Here is a 16,531-nt window from a genome sequence, read left to right as displayed (position 1 = left end):
TTAGACCCCTGTTATCTCCTGGGTATTAAGGCCTAAATACTTTTTGGTAGGCCGAAGGTTCATCGTCCAAGAGTTTTAACATTAAAATGGTAAAATAAGGTTTAAAAATATATTTTTTTAACATTAAAATGGTGAAACTCATGAAAATCTTGATCGTTGGTGGCGGCGGCAGGGAGCACGCCATAGGAGATGCCCTTGTCAGCGCCGGTGCGGAACTTTACGTCGTTTCGAAGCACAGGAACCCCGGTCTCTCAAGGCTTGCTAGAGACTACGGGCTGGCTAAGGAAACGGACGTTGGGAGAGTTCTCGACTTCGCCCTCAAGTGGGGCGTTGATATGGCCTTCATCGGCCCGGAGGCGCCACTTGAGAAGGGCATCGTGAACGTCCTTGAGGAGAACGGAATCCCCACTGTGGGGCCGACGAGGGAAGCCGCCAGACTGGAGACGGACAAGGCCTTCGCGAGGGCATTCATGAAGCGCCATAAAATCCTGGGGAGGAAGCTCTTCCGCGTTTTCGACGATCCAGTTGAGATGCGCTCGTGGATAGACGATTTCGGAAGGCCCCTTGTCGTCAAACCCCTCGGACTCACCGGCGGCAAGGGCGTTAAAGTTGTCGGCTACCAGCTGGGGGACAACGAAGAGGCAAAGGCTTACGCCGGAGAGCTGATAAAGAGGGACGGAAAAGTCCTCATCGAGGAGCGCACTGACGGCGTGGAGTTCACCTTCCAGGTCTTCAGCGACGGGAAGCGCATCCTCCCAATGCCCCTCGCCCAGGACTACCCCCACGCCTACGAGGACGATGAGGGCCCCATCACTGGCGGCATGGGTTCCTACTCCTGCGCCAATGGCATGCTCCCCTTTGTGAAGGAGGAAGATTACGAGAGGGCCCTGAAAACGCTCAATGCAACCGTCGAGGCAATGAGGAAGGAAGGGACGCCCTACAAGGGCATCCTATACGGACAGTTCATGCTCTCCAGAGAGGGACCTGTTCTAATAGAGTACAACGCCCGCTTCGGAGACCCTGAGGCAATGAACGCCCTTCCGCTTTTGAAGACACCGCTTACAGAGGTGGCCGAGGGAATCGTTGACGGCAAACTTGGAAAGGTAGAGTTTGAAGAAAAGGCAACGGTCGTGAAGTACCTCGCGCCCAAAGGTTATCCGACGAATCCCCTCAGGGGAGTGAAGGTGGAAGTTGATGAGGAAGGAATTAGGGAAGCCGGTGCTAGGATCTACTATGCTTCATTGGACGAGAACTTCACAATGCTGGGCTCGAGGGCGCTGGCCGTCGTAGGCATCGCCGGGACCCTCGAGGAGGCCGAGAGAATAGCCTCCGAGGGGATAGAGGGCGTGAAGGGAGAGGTCTTCTACAGGAAGGACGTAGGGACGGTGAAAAGCGTCGAGAAGAGGATCCGCATCCATGCGGGAGTTCGGAAGGGAGTTTGAGCCAGGTTTGTGCTGAGGTGGTTGTTATGATAAGCAGGGACGAGATTTTGGGAATCATTGAGAAGTACGACCCGGAGAAAATAACGGTCGGCGTCATCGGTAGCCACTCCGCCCTGGATATAGCGGACGGTGCCAAGGAAGAGGGCCTGCCGGTCCTGGTCGTTGCCCAGAAGGGGAGGCACAGGACTTACACCGAGTACTTCAAAGCCAAGAAGACGAGGGACGGCCTCACGAAGGGCTTCATCGACGAGGTTCTGGTTCTGGAAAAGTTCTCCCAGATAATCGAGGAGCAGGAGGAGCTCGTTAAGAGGAACGTGGTCTTTGTCCCCAACCGCTCCTTCGTGGTCTACACGGGCATTGACAGAGTGGAGAACGAGTTTAAGGTTCCCCTTTTTGGGAGCAGAAACCTACTCAGGAGTGAGGAGAGGAGCGAGGAGAAGAGCTACTACTGGCTCCTTGAAAAGGCGGGCCTGCCCTATCCCGAGCCTGTCAAGCCGGAGGAAATTGATGAGGTGGGCCTTGTCATCGCAAAGCTCCCCCACGCGAAGAAGAGGCTTGAGCGCGGCTTCTTCACGGCGGCGAGTTACAAGGAGTTCCGCGAGAAGGCGGAGCGCTTAATCAAACTCGGCGTCATCACCGGGGAAGACCTCGCAAAGGCCAGGATAGAGCGCTACATAATCGGCCCGGTCTTCAACTTCGACCTCTTCTACTCCCCTCTCGACGGGGAGATTGAGCTCCTCGGAATAGACTGGCGCTTTGAGACGAGCCTTGACGGTCACGTTCGCCTTCCAGCAAGTCAGCAGCTCACCCTCCCGGAGCACCAGTTCGAGCCGGAGTACACCGTTACGGGGCACGCTTCCTCAACGCTAAGGGAGAGCCTCCTTGAGAAGGTCTTCGACATGGCGGAGAAGTACGTCAAGGCCACTCAGGAGTACTATTCACCGGGAATAATCGGGCCGTTCACGCTCCAGACTGCTGTGGATAAGGACCTCAACTTCTACATCTACGACGTTGCCCCGAGAACCGGTGGTGGGACAAACATCCATATGGCGATGGGCCACCCCTACGGAAACTCCCTCTGGAGGAAACCGATGAGCACCGGAAGGAGGGTCGCCTTGGAGATAAAGAGAGCGGTGGAGCTGGACGAGCTTGAGAAGATCGTTACATGAGGCGATGTCGATGAAGTGGAAGGTTAAGGTCATCGTCCGCCTGAAGGAGGGCCTCAACGACCCCGAGGGCAGGGTTATAGGGAACGCGCTGATGAACCTCGGCTACGCCGTTGAGAACCTCCGCGTCCCCAAGTACTTCGAGTTCGAACTTGAGAGCGACGAACCGGAGAAAGAGGTTGAGGAGATGTGCAGGCGCCTCCTGGCGAACCCGCTCATCCACGAGTGGGAGTACAGCGTAGAACCGGTGAGCTGACATGGTGAAGTTTGCCGTCGTTGTGTTTCCAGGGACGAACTGCGACTTCGAGACGGAGAGGGCTATAAGGAAGGCTGGTGCCGAGGCGGAGCGTGTGTGGTATAAGAAGTCGCTCAAGGACTTCGACGGTGTTGTCCTGCCCGGTGGCTTCAGCTACGCGGATTACTTAAGGGCCGGTGCAATAGCCGCTCGTCAGGGGATAATGGAGGAAGTAAAGGAGTTCGCCCGCGAGGGAAGGCCCGTCCTCGGGATATGCAACGGCTTCCAGGTTCTGACCGAGGCCGGCCTTTTACCGGGGGCGCTGAGGCCGAACAAAACTCCACGCTTCCTCTGCAGGTGGGTTAACCTCCGCGTTGCCGATGCCGAGACACCCTTCACTTCCCTCTACGAGCCCGGGGGTGTCATAAGAATGCCGATAGCGCACGCAGAGGGCAACTACTACGTTGACGACCCCTCAAAGGTTAGAGTTGTTTTCCAGTACAGCGACGAGAACGGCAACATCACGGAAGAAGCTAACCCCAACGGCTCGGTTCTCAACATAGCGGCGGTGGCCAACGAGAGGGGCAACGTTCTCGGCACAATGCCGCACCCGGAGAGGGCGAGCGACCGCTTTTTGGGCAGTGAGGATGGACTGAGGCTCTTCAGGAGCATGGTGGAGTGGGCGAGGGAGTGACCTCTCAATTTTTCTCTGTCCAAAACCTTTTTAGTGTAGTGTTCCCTTCACTAAAGGGGATTATAAATGTTCGTCCGCTCGCTTTCCGCTGGGGGCAGCGTGGATGAAATCGGGAACAAGGCCTATCGCCTTTCGATCCTCGCGAGGTACTTCAACGTTCCTACCGGCTTCGTGGTGACGACAGGGGCTTACGACCTCTGGAAAGAGGAAGGAAAGCTCCCCCAAGAAGTCGTGGAAGAAGTTAAGGAGTACTTCAACTCCCCATATCTCCTCGAAGGAAAGTTCCCAGTCGTGGTGCGCAGTTCCGCGACAGTCGAGGATAGCCCGAAGGCAAGCTTTGCAGGGGTTTTTGAGAGCGTTACGGGGATAAAATCCTTTGACGATTTAATCAAAGGAATAGAGCGGGTCTTTGAGAGCGCCAGTTCGAAGAGGGTTAAATCATACATGGAGCGGATGGGCCTGAGTGAACAGCCGAGGATGGCGGCAATAGTCCAGAGGGAGATTAAGCCCGAGTTCGCTGGCGTGCTCTTCACCCGCTCCCCAACCGAACCGGAGAGGGCTTTAGTCGAGTTCGTAAGAGGGAGCGGCGAGGAGCTTGTGGGTGGGAGAAAAAGCGCCGAGCGAGTTCTGCTTCCGAGAAACCTCGACGAAGTTCAGGATGAGCTCATGAAGGAGCTTCTCACCGTGGGCCTTGAGGTTGAGTGCCTCTTCGGAAGGCCGCAGGATATAGAGTGGGCCTACGACGGGACGCTCTGGATACTCCAGTCGAGGGAGGTAACGGTGCTCGGCCAAAACAAAGAAGTAAGAGGCTTCAAAAACGAAAACTGGCACGCCCTAAAGGGCATCCCCGCGAGTCCTGGGGTGGCGAGGGGCAGGGCGCGGTTTGTTCTCGACGACCAGCCCCCAGAGGAGGCTGAAAGAGTGTTCAAGGAGGGCGAGATACTCGTCACCTACGTCCTGCACGCCGAGCACTACAACCTCTTTAAGAAAGCCGCAGGGATAGTGACGAAAGTGGACAGCATTCTCTCCCACCCTGCGATAATAGCGAGGGAGCTTGGAATCCCGTGCGTGGTAGGGGTTGATGTTGAAGCAATAATGGAGGGGGATGAGGTAATCGTTGATGGGGGCAGGGGTATCGTTTACGTCCGGAACCCGAGGAGGGTGCTGAGGGGCATTGAGCTGTGGAAATCAACCTATCGCGAAGACGAAATCGTGAAGGAGCTAAAAGAGGGGTATCTAAAGGCCCTGGATGAGCTCTCGCCGGAGGGACTGGAAAACGCCATTGTCAGGGCCTTCTCGCTCGTCAGGGAGCTCTATCCCACGGATAAGGAAAAGGCCCTCAACATTTACTATTTCATAAACTGGCTCATGGAGGAGGAGACTCCGAGGCTCCTAGCTGAGAGCTTCGATGTCCTTGACGTCTTTTCTCGCGCGGATAGAGGTGAAAGACCAAGAACCGACGAGGAGGCGAGGCTCTTCGAAATCTACCGGCTCCTAAAGGCCTTCATAAACTACACGGACGAGAGAGTTAGGGACATTCCTGGGCTGCTCTTTGAAGTTTAAGTTTTCCACTTTTTCTGTTAGAGAGTGAGAACACAGTATGGAGCAGATGAACTGAACTGAGATGGCGAAGTCCGCTGTCGCTATCTTCCCTGGAACAAACTGCGCATTCTCCAGCTTGTTGATCAAATTATATCGATAAGAATTTAAAGAAAGTACAAGTAACATGAGATAGCAACCTCTACAACCTGACAACATAAAATGGAGGGATCGATATTGAGACGGCTAAGCTTGGTCATGTTGTTGATATTCATGGTTGTTGGCTCTCTGGGCTGTATTAATTCCCCCTCAGCATCGACCAATGGTCATAACTCAAGCACTTCCCAGCCCACCTCGACCAGTAGCTCCATCTCGGGCTCCTGGCTCCACAACTCGACGAAATACTTTGAGATTTATTACCCCAAGGAAGTGCTGGAAAACCCTTATCTCCATGCAAAGCTCAACATCCTGATTTTAGGAGCTGATTACACCTACGAGAGCTTCTCTAAGCTTTTCCACCGGGAGCCGAGGAGGGCGAAGATATTCCTCTATACCTCGGAGGATTCCCTGAAAAACCGCACCGGTGAAGATTCAATCTGGTTTGTAAACTACACGTCGAACGAGATATACCTGGCACTTCTCAACGTCTCGCGTTTCTGCTACGCCCCGGAGCTCCTGCCCCCGATAGCCGAACTCGCGGCGGGAAAGAGGCTTCCCGATTACCTGACGGTTGGTCTTGGAACCCTCGCCTTCGGCATCCCATCATATACCGCACTAAAACCCGAAACCCTCTATCACGCAGACCTGAGGAGCGACTACAACGAAACCCTCTGGGGTTCCGCCGGGATGCTGGTCGGGTACATACTACTCAAATACGGGGGCAGTGAGCTGGCTGAGCTTTTGAAGGGAGATGAGGCACCAAAGGTGACTTGGAAGGAGTTTGAGGGCTATCTAAACGGCAACTTCAGCGGAATAACTACTGTTTCCCAAATGAGCCTTGAGATAACGCCCAAGATGTTCCCCGGGGAATAGAAAGGCTTTCTGAACGGGACGGTTCTCTACTCAGGGATCAACGCCTCCAGTTTTCCCCTGTTCTGGAAAAACGTCAGGCTGGACGTCAATGAAATTAAGTTGGATGGAAATTCTACGCCCTTCCTTCAGGCATTGGGTCTAGTCATTCCCCTAACAAAAACTCTGCCCCAACGTGTTGAGCTCAGGTACACCGGGGACTACATGAAAGTGCGGAAGGTAATACCCGTTGAGGGGCACCTCGAGAGCGGTTTCTTTGGGGATTCGGCGTTTTTGAGGGGTTTCGAACTCTTTCCAATGATGGCTCACAGCCTGATTAACAGAACGACGTTAACAGTGCACACAGAGAAAACAACCATCGCCCCCGGCCGCGAGGTCTCCCCCAACGAGTGGGTCTCAGATTATCCCCTCGACCTCAATGCACCTATTGTCCTCCCGGTTTTCATTGGGCATTTCGAGAATATCTCCCTGGGAAATCTCACGTTCTACTACTCTGGCATTTCAAGGGAAACCGCCGAGGAATACGCCAACATAACCTGGAGGATACTCCAGTTTGGCACTGAGCGCTTTGGGAGACCCCCCTACAGGAGGTTCAAGGTCGTCTATGCTGCTGGCATGGAGCACATGAGCTCCTCAATGCTCGACATCCTTGCGTACAACGCGGATATTAGGCGGTATCTCTACGGATACACCTACGAGGTGGCCCACTGGTGGGTTCCGGGGACGGTCGTGTTCACTGGAGAAGACTGGTGGTTCAACATGGCCTTTCCAGCGTACTTCAGCTTAGAATATGCGAAAACGGTATCAGGAGAGGATTATATCTCCCTGTGGAACTACTATGTAGATACTTACAAGAAGTGGACAGATTACGGAAAGAAGGAAGTCCCCCTCGTGGACGTGGGAAATGTTTACATGAGTGATATTTACCTGGCATATGGTGTTGGGGCCTACAAGGGGGCGCTCGTCCTGGAGAAGATTGAAAACTACACGGGCAGGGAGGCGTTCTATGCCGCATTGAGGGAGTTCTTTAAAGAGAACAGGTTCAAGGAGGGCAATCTGGATGAGTTTGTTAAACTCCTCGAACAGAAGTCAGGTAAAGAAGTGGCCCCCTTCTTCCAGAACTTAACGACTTCCACGGGTCTGCCGACATAAGCCCCTGAACGAACCTATGTCCCTTTGTATTTTTACATTTCTCTGCTAAAATAAACCTTAAAACTCCAATTTTTTACATTTTTCTGGTAATAAAGGAGGTGAACTCATGTTCCCACACGAGGAGAAGATCATCCGCGAGAGGCTCGGGAGAGAGCCGAACGAAGTTGAAAAGGCGATGCTCGAGGTAATGTGGAGCGAGCATGCCTCCTACAAATCGAGTAGGCCCCTTTTGAGGCTCCTTCCAACGGAGAACGAGCACGTCGTTTTGGGCCCGGGAGAGGATGCTGGAATAGTGAAGTTCGACGATGAAACGTGGATAGCGGTTGGAATAGAGAGCCACAACCATCCGAGCGCCGTTGAACCCTACGGAGGAGCTGCTACAGGCGTTGGCGGAATAGTGAGGGACATCCTCTGCATGGGTGCAAGACCCATAGCGCTCCTCGACCCGATCCGCTTTGGGCCGCTTGAGAAGGAGCGCAACCGCTACCTCTTTGAGTACGTCGTGAAGGGCATAGCGGACTACGGCAACAGGATAGGAGTCCCGACGGTTGGAGGCGAAACTGAGTTCGACGAGAGCCTTGACAACTACACGCTCGTAAACGTCGCCTGCGTTGGGGTAATGAGACCTGAACACCTTGTCCACAGCTACGTTGAGGAAGCGGGGTTAAAGCTCGTTCTCGTCGGCAACAGGACGGGGAGGGACGGCATCCACGGGGTGACCTTCGCGAGCGAAGAGTTAAGCGAGAACGCGGAGGAGGAAGACCGCTCGGCGGTGCAGATTCCAGATCCATTCACTGAGAAGCTCCTGATTGAGGCCACGCTTGAGGCCGTCTACGCCGGAAAGGTAAAGGCCCTCAAAGACCTCGGCGGCGGTGGATTAACCTGCGCCTCCTCCGAGATGGCCGGGAAGAAGGGATTTGGCGCGGTGATTTACGCTGACAGAGTGCCCCAGAGGGAGCCAAACATGACACCGACGGAGGTCATGATATCCGAGAGCCAGGAGAGGATGCTCTTTGCTGTCAAACCCGAGGATGTGGAAGAAATCAGGAGGATTTTCGAGAAGTACGAGCTTGAGTGGGCCGTCATAGGTGAAATAATTGAGGAGCCACGCTACGTTGTCTACTGGAATGGAGAGAAGGTCGCGGATCTGCCCGTTGGGCTCCTCGCGGACGTTCCGGTGGTAGGGTGGGAGATGAAGGCCTACGACGCCGAGAGAGACGTGAAAACACCGGAGATAAGATTTTCAGAGGCCTTCGAGCTCGTCTGGGGCAGTCCCAACGTCCTGAGCAAGCGCTGGGTCTGGGAACAGTACGACCATGAAGTCCAGGGCAGGACGGTGGTGAAGCCCGGGGGAGACGCGGCGGTGCTCAAGATCAACGAGAAGTATGGTCTTGCCTTCGTTGCCGATGGGAACCCGAACCACAGCCACCTCAACCCCTACCACGGGGCTATAGGGGCCGTGGCTGAGGTCGTGAGGAACCTCGTCAGCGTCGGTGCCAGGCCCCTGGCCCTCGTGGACAACCTGAACTTCGCATCCCCAGAGAGGCCGGAGGTCTACTGGAGCTTTGGGGAGACCGTGAAGGGTCTCGTCGAGGCGGCGAAGGCGTTCGGGCTGGCCTACGTGAGCGGCAACGTCAGCTTCTACAACGAGGTTGTTGACAGGCCGATAAAGCCCACCCCGGTTGTCGCTGGCCTCGGAAAGGTGGAGCTTGAGAAGATACCTGGGGTAGGCCTTGAAGATGGCCTCTTAATCGGCGTCGTTGGGGTTACGAGGAGGGAACTCGGCGGCTCGGAGCTTTACGCGAGACTCGGGGTCGAGGGCGGCTTCACTCCACGCGTGAGCTTAGATGAGGAAAAGGCGAATGCCGAGGGAATTCTTGAGGCAATCCGCAGGGGCCTTGTTAAAGCCGTCCACGACGTGAGCAGGGGAGGCATAGCGGTTGCCCTGGCGGAGATGGCGGTGGCCGGAAGCGCAGGTTTCGCCGCTGACCTCTCTGCGGTTCCTGCGGAAGGCAGGCTTTCACCCGTGGAGACTGCATTCAGCGAGAGCCACGGGCGCTACATCGTTGTCTTCCCAGAGGAAAACCTCGAAGCACTTAGGGCACTCTTCAGGCACTTCACAGTCATCGGAAAGGCCGGCGGAAGCGACGCGGTCTTCCACTGGAGGGAAGAGGAGCTTCTCAGAAGGTCGATTTCCGAGCTGAGAAAAATCCACGAGTCGCTACCAAGGCTTTTGGGTGAGGAAGAATGAGGGTAACTACCTACGCTTCCCATTCCGCCCTTCAGATTTTGAAGGGTGCAAAGCAGGAGGGCTTTGAAACGGTGGCCTTTGGGACTGGGAGGGTAAAGCCACTCTACACAAAATACTTCCCGGTCGCTGACCACTTCATCGAAGGGACTTATCCGGAGGAAGAACTGCTTGAGCTTGAGACCGTGGTTATCCCTACCGGTTCCTTCGTGGCCCACCTGGGAATTGAGCTTGTTGAGAGGATGCGCGTCCCCTACTACGGCAACAAAGAGGTTCTCAAATGGGAGAGCGACCGCTCCCTCGAAAGGAAGTGGCTCGAAAAAGCGAAGCTGAGGCTTCCGAGGGTTTACGACGACCCGGACGAGATTGATGGACCGGTTATAGTCAAGCCCCACGGCGCCCGCGGTGGGAGGGGATACTTCCTCGCCAAAAGCCCTGCGGATTTCTGGGAGAAGGCGGGGAGGCTCGGCATCAGGGACAAGGAAGACCTATCCGAAGTTCAGATACAGGAGTACGTGGTCGGCGTCCCAGTTTACCCGCACTACTTCTATTCAAAGCTCAACGACGAGCTGGAGCTGATGAGCATTGACAGGCGTTATGAGTCCAACGCGGACGCGATAGGCAGAATCCCAGCGGAAGAACAGCTGGGCCTTGAACTGAACACCAACTACACGGTAATCGGCAACATTCCAGTCGTCCTCAGGGAGAGCCTGCTCATGGACGTCATCGAGGCTGGAGAAATGGTTGTGAAGACCGCAGAAGAGCTCATGGGTGGCCTTTGGGGCCCCTTCTGCCTTGAGGGAGTGTTCACAGAGGAGCTGGAATTTGTCGTCTTCGAAATCTCAGCCAGGATAGTCGCAGGCACAAATCCCTTCGTCCACGGCTCCCCCTACAGCTGGCTCCGCTACGACTTTCCAGTGAGCACGGGCAGGAGGATAGCGATGGAACTGAGGCAGGCCCTGGGAGAGGACAGGCTGGGTGAAGTCCTCACTTGAGGAGCCTCTCTAAGATTTTCAGCTCCCTTTCTTCCCATGCGTCTTTTTCAAGGATTATCATGAGCGTCCCTCCGCTTGTGATGACGTAGTCCCGTAGGGACGTCAGGAACTTTGCCAAAGCCCGAAAGTCGTTGTAAATCTTGAGGTATTCGAGGCCCTCAAGAACGACAACCGGCTTCAATTCGGAGTTTTCAAGGGAGCGGACGTAATCCACAGCCGTCTCAAGAATCCTTGGGAGGTTGGTAGGAGAAATGTTCCCGTGTCCTCCTAAGTTGGTTATCCTGTAAACCCTCCATCCATCGGGCACTTCCACGTTTCTCACAAAAGCGAGAACCGGATACCCCCCAAACTGTCTTTTGAAGTCTTCAAAATGCCCTGGATCAGTTATACGAACTCCAGGCTGGACTTCTATATGAGTTTCCGGCTCTCTGATCTCAAATACTTCACCAAGGGAGAGCTGAACCATGAAGAGAGCGGTAACAACCGTCAGAACTAGGCCAATGAACAGGCCCCAGAACCTGACGCCCTCGCTCCAGAATATGGGGTACAACATTTGATATAGGCCGTAGGTGATCAGGGATAATCCAAGGTATGCGGCGTCCTGATCGTAGAACTCCTTCACGCGGTAGAGAATAAGCCCTCCTACACTCAGAAAGACGCCAGAGGTCCCGTAAACAACGCCCATGACGGCCATTTCAGGGGTTTTTTCGAGGAAGATGAAGAGAACTGCGGTGTACACCCCAATAACTGCAGGCCCCCATGAGACGGTCCGGATGTAATCCTGAGACATTGAAACCTCTTCATTCGTCCTTAAAACTCCCTGCAGGATGAGTGATGAGAAAAAGCCGAGTAAAACGACAGCTATCTCAGGATGAACTCCTAAATCGCCTATTATGGCGTAGGCGTAAACTATCCAAGCAAGGCCCCAGTAGTAAGCGGCCTTTCTGTGTCTCTGCTGGGAGAAGAATAGAAGCGTTCCGCCTGCGCTCAGTTTAATCCCTGCATCAAATGCGGCCGCTATCAAATAGGAGTCCACGGTACCACCAGATAAAGCACCCTCTCTAGATATATTTAACCCTTTTTCCGCAAGCCTTAAAAGCCCTTATCATTTTCAAGTCAAAAAGGGTGAGGAGGTCCGGGAGATATGGGCGGATTTGAACAAAAACTTGTTAATGCCCTTAAGGGCTATACCTTCGACGACGTTCTCCTGATACCGCAGGCGACGGAGGTCGAGCCGAAGGACGTGGACGTTTCTACGGGGATAACTCCCAACGTACGGCTTAACATCCCGATTCTCAGCGCGGCCATGGACACAGTTACAGAGTGGGAGATGGCCGTTGCAATGGCCAGGGGGGGTGGCCTTGGCGTCATCCACAGGAACATGAGCATCGAGGAGCAGGCCGAGCAGGTGAAGAGGGCCAAGAGGGCGGAGCGCTTCATCGTGGAGGACGTGATAATCATAAAACCAGACGAGAGCCTCGACTACGCGCTCTTCCTCATGGAGCGCAACGGCGTTGACGGCCTGCCTGTCGTGGACGATTCAGGAAGGGTCGTTGGGATAATAACCAAGAAGGACATAGCGGCGAAACAGGGGGCAAAGGTCAGCGAGGTCATGACCGGCGAAGTCATAACCGTGCCCGAGACTGTAACGGCTGAAGAGGCAGTTCAGATAATGTTTGATCACATGATAGACAGACTCCCAGTGGTGGACAGTGAAGGGCGACTCGTTGGGCTCATAACGATGAGCGACCTCGCGAAGAGGAGGAAGTACAAGAACGCCGTGAGAGACGGAAACGGCGACCTTCTGGTTGCTGCTGCGGTCGGCCCGTTCGACCTTGAGAGGGCAAAGACCCTCGACAGGGCTGGAGTGGACGTTATAGTCATTGATACCGCACACGCTCACAACCTCAAGGCCATTAAGGCCATGAAGGAGATAAGGAAAGCCGTTGATGCCGACCTCATAGTTGGGAACATCGCCAATCCTAAGGCCGTGGACGACCTGACGTTTGCAGATGCCGTCAAGGTCGGAATCGGGCCGGGAAGCATCTGCACCACGCGCGTTGTTGCGGGTGTGGGCGTTCCTCAGGTTACGGCCATAGCTCTCGTCGCCGACAGGGCCCAGGAGTACGGGCTTCATGTGATAGCAGACGGTGGAATACGTTATTCGGGCGACATAGTTAAGGCCATAGCCGCTGGAGCCGACGCGGTCATGCTCGGCTCTCTCCTCGCCGGAACGAAGGAAGCTCCTGGCAAGGAGGTAGTCATGAACGGCAGGCGCTACAAGCAGTACCGCGGAATGGGCTCGCTTGGGGCCATGATGAAGGGTGGAGCGGAGCGCTACTACCAGAAGGGTCACATGAAGACCAAGAAGTTCGTGCCTGAAGGCGTTGAAGGCGTCGTTCCATACAAGGGTCCGGTTGGAGAAGTTCTCTACCAGCTCGTGGGCGGGCTTCGCTCTGGAATGGGCTACGTGGGAGCTAGGAACATCCCAGAGCTGAAGAAGAGGGGCGAGTTCGTGGTCATAACCCACGCTGGATACATCGAGAGCCATCCTCACGATATCACAATAACAAACGAGGCACCGAACTACCCGCTCGGAAAGTGAGGAGTGTTCCTATTTCAACATTTTTAACGCAAAAGCAACAAATTTTTAAGCTAAAATCATCAAGATCATGTTGAAAGGTGGTCGCGATGTGGGAGAACTTCATTGAGGAGAAGGTAAGAGAGATTAAAGAGACCGTTGGCGATGGAAATGCGATAATTGCGCTCTCAGGTGGTGTTGACAGCTCGACCGCCGCAGTTCTGGCGCATAAGGCCATGGGGAACAAGCTACACGCGGTTTTCGTGAACACCGGCTTCATGCGCAAGGGTGAACCTGAATTCGTTGTTAAGACCTTCCGCGACGAGTTTGGGCTGAACCTCCACTACGTTGACGCGAGCGAGCGCTTCTTTGGCGAGCTGGAAGGCGTTATTGACCCCGAGGAGAAGAGAAAGATAATCGGCAGGGTCTTCATCGAGGTCTTTGAGGAGGTTGCGAGGGAGATAAACGCCGACTTCCTGATCCAGGGGACTATTGCTCCCGACTGGATAGAGAGCCAGGGCAAAATAAAGAGCCACCACAACGTTGGCGGTCTGCCCGAGAGACTCAACCTCAAGCTCATAGAACCACTCCGAGACCTCTACAAGGACGAGGTTCGCGAGCTGGCGAAGGAGCTCGGCCTCCCGGAGAAAATCTACAACCGCATGCCTTTCCCGGGGCCTGGCCTGGCCATCAGGGTTCTCGGTGAGGTAACCCCTGAGAAGGTCGCCGTGGTCAGGGAGGCCAACGCGATAGTTGAGGAGGAGATTGAGAGGGTGGGTTTAAAGCCCTGGCAGGCCTTTGCGGTGCTTCTGGGCGTTAAAACCGTCGGCGTTCAGGGCGACATAAGGGCCTACAAGGAGACAGTAGCGGTTCGCGTGGTGGAGAGCCTCGACGGAATGACGGCAAACGCGATGGCGGTTCCCTTTGAGGTGCTCCGGAGGATAGCCTTCAGGATAACCAGCGAGATTCCCGAGGTCGGAAGGGTGCTCTACGACATCACCAACAAGCCGCCCGCAACCATAGAGTTCGAGTAACTCGATATCCTTATTTAGTTTCGATGCTAAGATGGAACGGTGGGAGCATGGGGGAGAACGTTGAGGTCATAGAGGCCGTCTATGAGAACGGTGTGCTTAGACCGCTTAAGCCGCTGAAGCTGAAGGAAGGAGAGCATCTAGTGATAAAGCTCCATCAGAAGGACATAGTTGAGAGAACGGAAAAATTCAGAAAAATGCTCTCTCCTGAGAACTTCAAAGAAAGCCCTGAGGAGTATCTCCAGAAACTCAGGGAGGAACGGCTATGAAAGTCGTCCTTGATACCTCCGTTGTGGTTAATCTTTTTTCCAGTTTTTATCCAGATAGGTCAGAAGTTGCCAAGAAGATCGCGAAGCTCTCGGAAATGGGAGTTCTTGAAGTCTATATCCCGCGACTCGGAGAGTTCGAGTTTGTATCGGTTCTATCCAGATTCCTTTCCGGAGAGATGGTGAGGGAAGTCCACGAAATATACCTTGAACTCATTGCAGATTTTGTAGGGGAAGGACTTTTATCCGGTGAAATACTGGAGTTGGCCTTTTCAACAGGTCACCGCGTTCCTGACCTGTACTTCGTCGCGACTGCGCGATATATTAACGCCTTTCTCCTGACCAACGACAGAAAAATGGCCGATATGGCCAAGTCTGTTGGTGTGAAAGCTTTCTACCTAGTTGAAGAGGCCAATGAGTTTTTCAAACTCGTGGAGGTGGGTGAATGATAATCATAATGGACAACGGGGGACAATACGTCCACCGTATTTGGAGAACGCTTCGCTACCTCGGAGTCGAGGCGAAGATAATCCCGAACACGACGCCGCTTGATGAGATAAAGGCCATGAATCCGAGGGGAATCATCTTCTCGGGCGGCCCGGACATCAACAGAACGGGAAACTGCTCTGCAATCCTGGAGCACTACGACGAGTTCAACGTCCCGATCCTTGGAATCTGTCTCGGCCATCAGCTCATAGCGAAGCACTTCGGCGGAAGGGTTGGGAGAGGTGATAAAGCGGAATACAGTCTCGTTGAGATTGAGATAATTGAGGAGAATGACATCTTCAGGGGGCTCTCCGGAAAGCTGAGGGTCTGGGAGAGCCACATGGACGAGGTCAAGGAGCCGCCCAAGAGGTTCAGGCTGCTCGCTAGGAGCGAGACTTGCCCGGTTGAGGCGATGAAGCACGAGAGCCTTCCAATCTACGGCGTTCAGTTCCATCCGGAGGTTTCCCACACCGAACACGGGGCAGAGGTCTACCGCAACTTCGCTGAGCTGTGCGGGGAGCTTTAGTCAGCTGGTCCATCTATCATCATTTTCTTTCTCAGGTGGGCTCTTTCATCATTGCTCCCGTGGGATTTCTTGAGGGGGCCATTGAAATATCTCCCCCCACCCAAAAACTTTTTAAAGTTTAGTTTTTACGTTAATTGGTGATATTTTGGGCCACACAGTGTATTATAAAACCTCAATTGGGCGATGGGAAGCATTTGGGGCCTTCCTTAGGAGGGTCTGCACGGGACTGGGATACGGGTTTGAAGCATCGGGGGACAGCATAGTTATCACACCGGACTGCAGGCTCGTCGAACCCCTCTGGATAGAAAAGCGAGGGGAGGGGTTCGTAAAAACCAACAGAATCGAGCCCTGCCACTCGATTTATCTTCTGATCCTTCATTCGGTCTCTGCCTTTGGCTCCGTTGAGCTCTGGGAGGATTGACTCTCAAGGTAGACCTCGAGAACTCTCACAGGCACGGCCCCCTTCAGGGCCCTGTCCTCTATCAGGAGCTTCACTACCCTATCCGGTTCCACATCGGGAACGGCGGGAACCCAGTAGTAGCCGGGCTTGACGTTCGCCGCTATGTCGTCGTGGACGAAGACCCTGATGAGGTCGTTTTTCACCTCCTCGACGACACCGTAGGTGTAGTCCCTTCCGTAACGGGATTTAAAGAGGTATCTAAAAATTATCACCAAACCTGTTATTGCTATTATGTACGCGTAATAGTAGTATACCTCAACGCCGAGTTTTCTCAGGCCAACAAATCCCAAAAATGCAAAGAAAGCTATAGCCGATGCCACGGAATAGAAAAAAGTATACGGTTCTGGCTCTATGAGATAGTCCCCATACCTGTGGGTGACCCATCTAAAATAAATCGTGTAGATAAAACCAAGGATTAAGAGGGAGTACAGAGCATGGGGAAAGAATACTGCGAGTGCGTTTGCCGCGAGGTATAGAAAAAACACTACCTGAAGATGGAGGCTCATCATCTCATGGACGGTGTAATTTCTCCTTCGGATGATACGAGAGGAAATGGGAAATTTCGGGGGAGTTTCACTTTTTTGGGGTTTTAGGAGATTACGCGTAGCCCTTCCAAGCACCGATACCAGACGCTCCACTCCCTCGCCCACAGTGTACAGTACTTCCTCGATATCCATACCA

Annotated in this window: 15 protein-coding genes and 1 pseudogene; 14 read left to right on the top strand and 2 right to left on the bottom strand. The window is 54.1% G+C overall.

The genetic code is table 11. The annotated features are described in order from the left end of the window. The first annotated feature begins 140 nt into the window (after positions 1-140). From purD to E3E29_RS07950, 9 genes and pseudogenes are all read left to right on the top strand, one after another. Positions 141-1,458: pseudogene (purD, locus tag E3E29_RS07990) on the top strand (phosphoribosylamine--glycine ligase). 10 nt (positions 1,459-1,468) lie between these two features. Then, entirely contained in the window at positions 1,469-2,611 is a 1,143-nt protein-coding gene (locus tag E3E29_RS07985) for a formate--phosphoribosylaminoimidazolecarboxamide ligase family protein (RefSeq protein ID WP_167910458.1), read from the top strand. Between the two features lie 10 nt (positions 2,612-2,621). Further along, entirely contained in the window at positions 2,622-2,864 is a 243-nt protein-coding gene (gene purS, locus E3E29_RS07980; RefSeq protein WP_167910457.1) for a phosphoribosylformylglycinamidine synthase subunit PurS, read from the top strand. 1 nt (position 2,865) lies between these two features. Next, positions 2,866-3,537: a phosphoribosylformylglycinamidine synthase I gene (purQ, locus tag E3E29_RS07975; protein ID WP_167910456.1), complete on the top strand. Its 672-nt coding sequence runs from the start codon at positions 2,866-2,868 to the stop codon at positions 3,535-3,537. Between the two features lie 66 nt (positions 3,538-3,603). Next, positions 3,604-5,100 (top strand): PEP/pyruvate-binding domain-containing protein, encoded by a 1,497-nt coding sequence (locus E3E29_RS07970; protein ID WP_167910455.1) that lies wholly within the window; start codon positions 3,604-3,606, stop codon positions 5,098-5,100. Positions 5,101-5,340: 240 nt separating this feature from the next. Beyond that, complete coding sequence (locus tag E3E29_RS07965) at positions 5,341-6,108, top strand: hypothetical protein (RefSeq protein WP_206205841.1); 768 nt, start codon at positions 5,341-5,343, stop codon at positions 6,106-6,108. 201 nt (positions 6,109-6,309) lie between these two features. Continuing rightward, positions 6,310-7,257: a M1 family metallopeptidase gene (locus E3E29_RS07960; RefSeq protein WP_167910453.1), complete on the top strand. Its 948-nt coding sequence runs from the start codon at positions 6,310-6,312 to the stop codon at positions 7,255-7,257. Between the two features lie 106 nt (positions 7,258-7,363). Further along, the gene (purL, locus tag E3E29_RS07955; protein ID WP_167910452.1) at positions 7,364-9,508 is read left to right on the top strand and encodes a phosphoribosylformylglycinamidine synthase subunit PurL; all 2,145 of its coding nucleotides are present in this window, start codon (positions 7,364-7,366) and stop codon (positions 9,506-9,508) included. Further along, positions 9,505-10,500, top strand: coding sequence for a formate--phosphoribosylaminoimidazolecarboxamide ligase (locus tag E3E29_RS07950; RefSeq protein WP_167910451.1), 996 nt, complete (start codon positions 9,505-9,507; stop codon positions 10,498-10,500). Before purL ends, E3E29_RS07950 begins: the two co-directional genes overlap by 4 nt. On the opposite strand, the gene E3E29_RS12055 is transcribed toward E3E29_RS07950, so the two are convergent. Then, positions 10,493-11,536, bottom strand: coding sequence for a DUF835 domain-containing protein (locus tag E3E29_RS12055; protein ID WP_167910450.1), 1,044 nt, complete (start codon positions 11,534-11,536; stop codon positions 10,493-10,495). The genes E3E29_RS07950 and E3E29_RS12055 overlap by 8 nt on opposite strands. Before the next feature lie 108 nt (positions 11,537-11,644). On the opposite strand from E3E29_RS12055, the gene guaB reads away from it, so the two are divergent. The 5 genes from guaB to E3E29_RS07920 all read left to right on the top strand — a co-directional run bounded on the left by guaB (position 11,645) and on the right by E3E29_RS07920 (position 15,390). Next, positions 11,645-13,105 carry an IMP dehydrogenase gene (guaB, locus tag E3E29_RS07940; RefSeq protein WP_167910449.1) on the top strand — a complete coding sequence of 487 codons (1,461 nt, stop codon included), beginning with the start codon at positions 11,645-11,647 and terminating at the stop codon, positions 13,103-13,105. 86 nt (positions 13,106-13,191) lie between these two features. Beyond that, the gene (gene guaA / locus E3E29_RS07935) at positions 13,192-14,115 is read left to right on the top strand and encodes a glutamine-hydrolyzing GMP synthase (RefSeq protein WP_167910591.1); all 924 of its coding nucleotides are present in this window, start codon (positions 13,192-13,194) and stop codon (positions 14,113-14,115) included. A 47-nt stretch (positions 14,116-14,162) separates the two neighbouring features. Continuing rightward, on the top strand, positions 14,163-14,381 hold the full coding sequence (locus E3E29_RS07930; RefSeq protein WP_167910448.1) for an antitoxin family protein: 219 nt from the start codon (positions 14,163-14,165) through the stop codon (positions 14,379-14,381). Continuing rightward, positions 14,378-14,827, top strand: coding sequence for a type II toxin-antitoxin system VapC family toxin (locus tag E3E29_RS07925; RefSeq protein WP_167910447.1), 450 nt, complete (start codon positions 14,378-14,380; stop codon positions 14,825-14,827). The genes E3E29_RS07930 and E3E29_RS07925 overlap by 4 nt, the downstream gene beginning before the upstream one ends. Further along, positions 14,824-15,390: a GMP synthase subunit A gene (locus E3E29_RS07920; protein ID WP_167910446.1), complete on the top strand. Its 567-nt coding sequence runs from the start codon at positions 14,824-14,826 to the stop codon at positions 15,388-15,390. Before E3E29_RS07925 ends, E3E29_RS07920 begins: the two co-directional genes overlap by 4 nt. A 375-nt stretch (positions 15,391-15,765) precedes the next feature. Here E3E29_RS07920 and E3E29_RS07915 read toward each other — a convergent pair whose 3' ends face one another. Continuing rightward, the gene (locus E3E29_RS07915; RefSeq protein ID WP_167910590.1) at positions 15,766-16,527 is read right to left on the bottom strand and encodes a DUF2101 family protein; all 762 of its coding nucleotides are present in this window, start codon (positions 16,525-16,527) and stop codon (positions 15,766-15,768) included. Positions 16,528-16,531 lie beyond the last annotated feature (4 nt).

Source organism: Thermococcus sp. Bubb.Bath (genome assembly GCF_012027595.1).
Taxonomy (GTDB): Archaea; Methanobacteriota_B; Thermococci; order Thermococcales; family Thermococcaceae; genus Thermococcus.
This window is presented reverse-complemented; position numbering and strand designations above follow the sequence as displayed.

Bases quoted from the DNA above. Each gene is read 5' to 3' on its own strand.
- guaA (WP_167910591.1), top strand. From the start codon at position 13,192: ATGTGGGAGAACTTCATTGAGGAGAAGGTAAGAGAGATTAAAGAGACC.
- E3E29_RS07970 (WP_167910455.1), top strand. From the start codon at position 3,604: ATGTTCGTCCGCTCGCTTTCCGCTGGGGGCAGCGTGGATGAAATCGGG.
- guaB (WP_167910449.1), top strand. From the start codon at position 11,645: ATGGGCGGATTTGAACAAAAACTTGTTAATGCCCTTAAGGGCTATACC.
- E3E29_RS07950 (WP_167910451.1), top strand. From the start codon at position 9,505: ATGAGGGTAACTACCTACGCTTCCCATTCCGCCCTTCAGATTTTGAAG.
- E3E29_RS07930 (WP_167910448.1), top strand. From the start codon at position 14,163: ATGGGGGAGAACGTTGAGGTCATAGAGGCCGTCTATGAGAACGGTGTG.
- purS (WP_167910457.1), top strand. From the start codon at position 2,622: ATGAAGTGGAAGGTTAAGGTCATCGTCCGCCTGAAGGAGGGCCTCAAC.
- purL (WP_167910452.1), top strand. From the start codon at position 7,364: ATGTTCCCACACGAGGAGAAGATCATCCGCGAGAGGCTCGGGAGAGAG.
- E3E29_RS07915 (WP_167910590.1), bottom strand. From the start codon at position 16,527: ATGGATATCGAGGAAGTACTGTACACTGTGGGCGAGGGAGTGGAGCGT.
- E3E29_RS07960 (WP_167910453.1), top strand. From the start codon at position 6,310: ATGAAAGTGCGGAAGGTAATACCCGTTGAGGGGCACCTCGAGAGCGGT.
- E3E29_RS07925 (WP_167910447.1), top strand. From the start codon at position 14,378: ATGAAAGTCGTCCTTGATACCTCCGTTGTGGTTAATCTTTTTTCCAGT.
- E3E29_RS07985 (WP_167910458.1), top strand. From the start codon at position 1,469: ATGATAAGCAGGGACGAGATTTTGGGAATCATTGAGAAGTACGACCCG.
- E3E29_RS07920 (WP_167910446.1), top strand. From the start codon at position 14,824: ATGATAATCATAATGGACAACGGGGGACAATACGTCCACCGTATTTGG.
- purQ (WP_167910456.1), top strand. From the start codon at position 2,866: ATGGTGAAGTTTGCCGTCGTTGTGTTTCCAGGGACGAACTGCGACTTC.